This window comes from Microbacterium sp. B19 (assembly GCF_000333395.1).
GTDB lineage: Bacteria > Actinomycetota > Actinomycetes > Actinomycetales > Microbacteriaceae > Microbacterium.
Map to the genome: position 1 here is coordinate 1 of NZ_BADA01000310.1, position 7,514 is coordinate 7,514.

5 protein-coding genes are annotated in these 7,514 nt (G+C 69.7%); 2 read left to right on the plus strand and 3 right to left on the minus strand.

Features of this window, described 5'->3' with window-relative positions; genetic code table 11:
* Together I5G_RS10820 and dxs are read left to right on the plus strand one after the other, a co-directional pair.
* The coding region (locus I5G_RS10820) for an aconitase family protein (RefSeq protein WP_022879067.1) at nucleotides 1-1,209 on the plus strand (1,209 nt) is incomplete at its 5' end.
* Between the two features lie 164 nt (nucleotides 1,210-1,373).
* Entirely contained in the window at nucleotides 1,374-3,323 is a 1,950-nt protein-coding gene (gene dxs, locus I5G_RS10825) for a 1-deoxy-D-xylulose-5-phosphate synthase (protein ID WP_022879068.1), read from the plus strand.
* Between the two features lie 64 nt (nucleotides 3,324-3,387).
* Here the strand turns inward: dxs and I5G_RS10830 are convergent, their stop codons facing one another.
* The 3 genes from I5G_RS10830 to I5G_RS21965 form a co-directional block, all read right to left on the minus strand.
* Nucleotides 3,388-5,526, minus strand: a complete 2,139-nt coding sequence (locus I5G_RS10830) for a 3-hydroxyacyl-CoA dehydrogenase NAD-binding domain-containing protein (RefSeq protein ID WP_022879069.1) — start codon at nucleotides 5,524-5,526, stop codon at nucleotides 3,388-3,390.
* On the minus strand, nucleotides 5,523-6,731 hold the full coding sequence (locus I5G_RS10835; RefSeq protein ID WP_022879070.1) for a thiolase family protein: 1,209 nt from the start codon (nucleotides 6,729-6,731) through the stop codon (nucleotides 5,523-5,525). The genes I5G_RS10830 and I5G_RS10835 overlap by 4 nt, the downstream gene beginning before the upstream one ends.
* A 71-nt stretch (nucleotides 6,732-6,802) precedes the next feature.
* On the minus strand, nucleotides 6,803-7,514 hold a 712-nt coding region (locus tag I5G_RS21965), incomplete at its 5' end, for an HRDC domain-containing protein (protein ID WP_022879071.1).

The window sequence follows — 7,514 nt, forward strand, 5'->3', positions numbered from 1 at the left end:
GGCAACTCCGGCCCCCTCATCGAGGAGGTCTCCGCGGCGATCAACGAGAACGACCTCGCCGTCACGGCCGTCCTCTCGGGCAACCGCAACTTCGAGGGCCGCATCAGCCCCGACGTGAAGATGAACTACCTGGCCTCCCCGCCGCTGGTGGTCGCCTACGCGCTGGCCGGCTCGATGAACTTCGACTTCGAGACCGACCCGCTCGGCAAGGACCAGAACGGCGATGACGTCTTCCTGAAGGACATCTGGCCCGCCCCCGACCAGGTGCAGTCGATCATCGACGCGTCGATCTCGCGCGAGCAGTTCATCCAGCAGTACGCCACCGTCTTCGAGGGCGACGAGCGCTGGAAGAACCTGCCGACCCCGACCGGTCCGGTCTTCGAGTGGGATGCCGACTCCACCTACGTCCGCAAGGCCCCGTACTTCGACGGCATGTCGATGGAGCCGTCGCCGGTCACCGACATCAGCGGCGCACGGGTCATGGCGACCCTCGGTGACTCGGTCACGACCGACCACATCAGCCCGGCCGGCAACATCAAGGCGGGCACGCCCGCCGCGCAGTACCTCACCGAGCACGGCGTCGCGCAGAAGGACTTCAACTCCTACGGCTCGCGCCGCGGCAACCACGAGGTCATGATCCGCGGCACGTTCGCGAACATCCGCCTGAAGAACGAGCTGACCGCCGCGGTCAACGACGGCAAGGTCGTCGAGGGTGGGTACACCCGCGACTTCACGCAGCCCGGCGGCCCGCAGTCGTTCATTTTCGACGCGAGCCAGAACTACCAGGCGCAGGGCACCCCGCTGGTCATCTTCGGCGGCAAGGAGTACGGCTCCGGCTCGTCGCGCGACTGGGCGGCCAAGGGCACGAACCTGCTCGGCGTGAAGGCCGTCATCACCGAGAGCTTCGAGCGCATCCACCGCTCGAACCTCATCGGCATGGGCGTCGTCCCGCTGCAGTTCCCCGCCGGCGAGAGCTGGAAGTCGCTGGGTCTCGACGGCACCGAGATCGTCTCGATCGAGGGCCTCGAGCAGCTCAACGAGGGCGTGACCCCCAAGACGGTGAAGGTCACCGCCGAGCCGAGCGAGTTCTCGCCCGAGGGCAAGCAGACCGTGACGTTCGACGCCGTGGTCCGCATCGACACCCCCGGTGAGGCCGACTACTACCGCAACGGCGGCATCCTGCAGTACGTGCTGCGTTCGCTCGTCTGACCCCGCCTCGACCGCGCCCCGGGAGCCTCGGCCCCCGGGGCGCGGTTGCGTTTCCCGACACCATCGATCGCTCGCTGGCAAGCCATTGCCGGGCCTCTTCCCGGCGCCGAGACTAGAATCGACAGACGCGCAGACCTCTGTGCGCACCGCACGAGAGGAGTCACATGGCTCTCCTACCCGGCATCCACGGTCCCCGTGACCTCGACGGTCTCACCCCCGATCAGCTGCGCCAGCTCGCGGCCGAGATCCGTTCGTTCCTCGTCGAGAACGTCGCCCGCACCGGCGGTCACCTCGGCCCCAACCTCGGCGTCGTCGAGCTGACGATCGCCCTCCACCGCGTCTTCGACTCCCCGGCCGACCCGATCATCTTCGACACCGGGCACCAGTCGTACGTGCACAAGATCCTCACCGGCCGTCAGGACTTCGCGAACCTGCGGTCACGGGGTGGCCTCGCCGGCTACCCGCAGCGCTCCGAGAGCGAGCACGACATCGTCGAGTCCTCGCACGCGTCGAGCTCGCTGAGCTGGGCCGACGGCGTCTCGCGGGCGTTCACGCGCACGGGCCGTAAGGATCGCCACGTCATCGCCGTCGTCGGCGACGGCGCGCTCACCGGCGGTATGACGTGGGAAGCGCTGAACAACATCAGCGACGACAACGACCGCAACCTCGTCATCGTGGTCAACGACAACGGCCGTTCCTACGCCCCGACGATCGGCGGCATGGCCCGCTACCTCAACCGCGTGCGCACGAACGAGGCGTACCGGCACCTCCACCGCAGCTCCGACACGCTGTTCCGGCGCCTCGGGCCCGCGGCCCGCGCCGTCTACCGCGGCGTCCGCGGCGGCACGCACGGCTTCCTGTCGCGCTTCACGAACAACGAGGCGCTCTACAGCAACCTCGACATCAAGTACCTCGGACCCATCGACGGGCACGACTTCGAGTCGCTCATCGAGACGCTCGAGCTCGCGAAGTCCTACGGTGCACCGGTCATCGTGCACGCGATCACCGACAAGGGAAGCGGATACGCCCCGGCGCTCAGCGACGAGGCCGACCAGTTCCACGCCGTCGGCAAGATCGACCCGATCACGGGCGAGGCCCTCGGCTCGGGCGGCGGCCCCCAGTGGACCGACGTGTTCGCCGAGGAACTCACCGCGGTCGGGGCCGAGCGCGACGATGTCATCGCGATGACCGCGGCGATGCTGCGGCCCACGGGCCTGCAGTCCTTCGCCGAGCGCTTCCCCGAGCGCGTGTACGACGTCGGTATCGCCGAGCAGCACGCGGTCGCCTCGGCCGCGGGCCTGGCCTTCGGCGGTCTGCACCCGGTCGTCGCGATCTACGCGACCTTCATGAACCGCGCGTTCGACCAGGTCATGATGGATGTCGCCCTGCACAAGGCCGGCGTCACGTTCGTGCTCGACCGCGCGGGCGTGACCGGCCCCGACGGCCCGAGCCACCACGGCATCTGGGACCTCGCGATGCTGCAGCTCGTCCCCGGCATCCGGATCGCCGCTCCGCGCGACGCGACGCGCCTGCGCGAGGAGTTCCGCGAGGCCGTCGCCGTCGGCGACGCGCCCACGGTGGTGCGGTATCCGAAGGGCGGCGTCCCCGCCGACCTCGACGCGATCGAGCGCCTGCCCGACGGCGTCGACGTCCTCGCGCGCGGCACGTCCGACGACGTGCTGCTCGTCGGCATCGGACCCATGGTCCACCTCGCGATGGAGGTCGCCGAGCGGCTGCGTGCGCAGGGGATCGGCGCCACGGTCGTCGACCCGCGCTGGGCGATCCCCGTGCAGCCGTCGATCGTCGACCTCGCGCGCGAGCACCGGCTCGTGATCACCATCGAGGACGGCATCCGCGTCGGCGGCGTCGGCACCCGCGTCCGCCAGGTCCTGCGCGAGGCCGGCGTCGACACGGCCGTCGACGAGCTCGGCATCCCGGACGAGTTCATCGACCACGCCACCCGTGAGCAGATTCTCGAGGATGCCGGACTCACGGCATCCAAGATCGCCCATGACGTGGTGGCCCAGGTGCTCGGCACCCGCATCCCGATGGCGCGTCAGACGCCCACCGGCGCGATCCCGACGCTGCAGGAGTGGGAGAAGACCCGCCCGTAAGTACCGCACGGACGACAGCGGCGCCGCCCCCCTCGGGGACGGCGCCGCTGTCGTATGTCGGCTCTCAGCCGCCGATGCCGCGGATCGGCGGGTGGTGGAACGTGTCGCCGAAGGCGCGCTCCGACGCCCCCTCGCGGTCGAGGTAGGGCGACGCTCCGCCGTCGATGAACGGCCAGCCCGCGCCGAGGATGAGGCACAGGTCGATGTCCTGCACCTCGGGCACCACGCCCTCGTCGAGCATGATCTTGATCTCCTGCGCGAGGCCGTCCTGCACGCGGGCGAGGATCGTCTCGGGCGCGACCGGTGTCTTGCCGGTGACGAGCACCTTCTGCGCCGCCTTCGTCCAGCCGGTGACGCGGCCGCCCTTGTCCTTCTCGACGACCTCGGGAAGAGCCGCGAGCTCGTGGAAGTTCTCGGACGCGAAGAATCGCTCCGGGAACGCCCCCGCCATCGTGTCCTGCACGTGCGCGGCGACCTTCCAGCCGACGAGGTCGATGAGCTGGAACGGCCCCATCGGGAGGCCGAGGGGCGCGAACGCCTTCTCGACGACGGGAAGAGGCGTGCCCTCGTACACGGCCCGCGCGGCCTCGCCCATGACCTTCGCCAGCAGGCGGTTCACGACGAACCCGGGTGCGTCCGCGGTCAGCACGGCGTTCTTGCCGAGCCCCTTGGCCACGACGAACGCCGTTGAGAGCGCGGCGTCGGAGGTGGCCTCCGTCTTCACGACCTCGATGAGTGGCATGACCGCGACGGGGTTGAAGAAGTGGAAGCCGACGAGCCGCTCGGGGTGCTCGAGCGCCGAACCGATCTCGGCGACCGACAGCGACGAGGTGTTGGTGGCGAGGATCGTGTCCTCGGCGACGATCTTCTCGATCGCGGAGAACACCTCCTGCTTGACGCCCACCTCCTCGAACACGGCCTCGATGACGAAGTCGCAGTCGGCGAACTCTCCGCGGTCGGTCGTTCCGTGCACGAGCGCGCGCAGCTGGTTCGCGGTGTCGGCGTCCACGCGGCCCTTGGCTTCGAGCTTGCCGATCTCCTCGCGGATGGATGCCACGCCCTTGTCGACGCGTCCCTGATCGAGGTCGGTGATGACGACGGGCACCCGCAGCTTCCGCACGAACAGCAGCGCGAACTGCGAGGCCATGAGGCCCGCACCGATGACGCCGACCTTCGTGACCTTCTTGGCGAGCGCCTTGTCGGGGGCACCGACCGGCCGCTTCGCGCGCTTCTGAACGAGATCGAAGGCATACATGGATGCCGCGAACTGATCGCCCGCGATGAGGTCGGCGAGAGCCTCGTCCTCGCGGGCGAAGCCCTCGGCCTTCGTGCCGCTCTTGGCCTTGTCGAGCAGATCGAGCGCGACGTAGGGGGAGCGGGGGACCGTACCGATCTTGGACTCGAGCATGCCGCGCGCGACCTTGATCGCGATCGGCCACTTCGTGAGGCGCTCGATCTTGCCCGGCTCGTTCTTCCGCTCGACCTTGACGCGACCCGTGAGGACGCCGTCGGCCCAGCGCAGCGAGTCCTCGAGGTAGGACGCCGCCGGGAAGATGGCATCCATGATCCCGAGGTCGAAGGCCTGCTGGGGCTTGAGCATCCGGTTCTGCTTGAGCGGGTTCGACACCACGACCTCGAGCGCGTTCTCGATGCCGATGAGGTTGGGCAGCAGGTACGCGCCACCCCAGCCGGGGATGATCCCGAGGAACACCTCGGGCAGCGCGATCGCGGCCGCGGAGGCGTCGACGGTGCGGTACGTCGAGTTCAGCGCGATCTCGAGACCGCCACCGAGCGCGAGGCCGTTGACGAACGCGAACGACGGGACCCCGAGCTCGGACAGCGACCCGAGCACCTGGTGCCCGCGCTGCGCGATCAGGCGCGCGATGTCCTTGGACGGCAGGTTCGCCACCTCGGAGAGGTCGGCGCCGGCGGCCAGGATGTACTGCTTCCCGGTGATCGCGACGGCGTGGATCTCTCCGGCCGCGGCCCGCTGCTTCAGCGTGTCGAGCGTGCGACCGAGCTCGGCGAGGGTCGCGGGACCCAGCGTGTTCGGGCGGGTGTGGTCGCGGCCGTTGTCGAGCGTCACGAGCGCGACCACGTTGCCCGAGGGCAGGCGCACGTCGCGCACGGGGGAGTGGGTGACGACCTCGTCGGCGCTGAGTCCGTCGAGGGGCGAGAAATCGATCGCGGAGTAGTCGGTCACTTGCGCTTCTTCTTTCCGTCGAAGAACGGGTTCTCCCAGATCACCGAACCGCCCTGGCCGAGACCGACGCACATGGCCGTGAGGCCGTACCGCACGTCGGGACGCTCGGCGAAGTGCGCTGCGAGCTGGATCATGAGACGGACACCGGATGCCGCGAGCGGGTGACCGAGCGCGATCGCGCCGCCCCACGGGTTCACGCGCGGGTCGTCGTCGGCGATGCCGAAGTGGTCCAGCAGCGAGATGACCTGGATCGCGAACGCCTCGTTGAGTTCGAACAGACCGATGTCGTCGATCGTGAGCCCGGCCTTCTTGAGCGCCTTCTCGGTCGAGGGGATCGGGCCGATGCCCATGATCTCGGGCTGCACGCCGGCGAACGCGAACGACACCATCCGCATCTTGGGCGCGAGGCCGAATTCCTTCACGGCGTCGGAGCCCGCGAGCAGGCTGATCGTCGCGCCGTCCGTGAGCGGCGAGGACGTCCCGGCCGTCACGCGACCGTGCGGGCGGAAAGGCGTCTTGAGGGATGCCAGACCCTCGAGGGTCGTCTCGGGGCGGCGCCCCTCGTCCTCGGTGGCGAGGCCCCAGGCGCCCTCGGCATCCTTGATCGCGACCGGAACGAGGTCGGGCTGGAACTTGCCGGCCTCGTACGCGGCCTGCGCCTTGTGCTGGCTGGCCATGCCGAACCGGTCCGCACGCTCCTTCGTGAGGTGCGGGAAGCGGTCGTGGATGCGCTCGGCCGTCACGCCCATGTTCAGCGCGCCCGGGTCGACGAGCTTCTCGGCGACGAAGCGCGGGTTCGGGTCGGCGTTGGCCCCGATGGGGTGCCGGCCCATGTGCTCGACGCCGCCCGCGAGGGCGAGGTCGTACATGCCGACGCCGATCGAGGCGCCCATCGTGGTGACGCTCGTCATCGCACCGGCGCACATGCGCTCGACCGCGAGGCCCGGCACGGTCATCGGCAGACCCGCGAGGATCGCCGCCGTGCGTCCGAGGGTGAGGCCCTGGTCGCCGGTCTGCGACGTCGCGGCGATGGCCACGTCGTCGATCCGGTCCTTCGGCACGTCGCCGTTGCGCTCCATCAACCCGATGATCGCCTTGACGACCAGGTCGTCCGCGCGGGTGTTCCAGTACATGCCCTTCTCGCCGGCGCGCCCGAAGGGGGTACGCATACCGTCGACGAAGAAGACGTCCGACATCTCGGCCACTCTGCCTCCATTGTTTGGGATGCAGCCAGCCTAGGAAACGCGCCGCGGCGCGAAGAATCGGTTGTCCGAACCTACGAAGTCGGTTCCGACTGGTCGGGATCGGCGTTGAGGGAAGCTACAAAACTATCCGCGATCACCTGTGCAGTCTGCTCAATCTGCCACGGCCGCGTACCGAGCTCCGCGAGGGCGCCCGAGATCGACTCGGCGGTGACCTCGGCCGGGGGAGTCCACGCCACGCGGCGCAGCGTCTCGGGGGTCAGGAGGTTCTCGGTCGGCATCCGGAGCTCTTCCGCCCGCGCCTCCACCGCCGGTCGCGCGGCCTTGAGACGGCGGTCGGCCTCGGGGTTGCGATCGGCCCATGCGCGCGGCGGCGGCAGCGTGTCGCTGGGGACGCGGTCCGGCGGCAGGTCGGTGGACTCGCGCCCGGCGACGATCGCGTTCCACCAGCGGTCGAGCTGCGTGCGGCTCGCGCGTCCGTTGAACTCCTTCACGCCCGCGAGCGCCTGCTTGCTCTGCGGATCCGCCAGCACGGCAGCGACGAGCGCACGGTCGGGCACGAGGCGGCCCGGGGCGACGTCCTGCTCGCGGGCGTAGTCCTCGCGCGCCTGCCACAGGGACCGGGCGACCGCGAGCGAGCGGCGACCGCGCACCGTGTGCAGTCCGCTGAGGCGACGCCACGGGTCGTCGCGCGGCGGCTTCGGGAGCCGCTCGAGCACGGCTTGGAACTCCTGCCGCGCGAACTCCGTCTTCTGCTGCTCGTCGAGTTCGGCGGCGAGCTTGTCG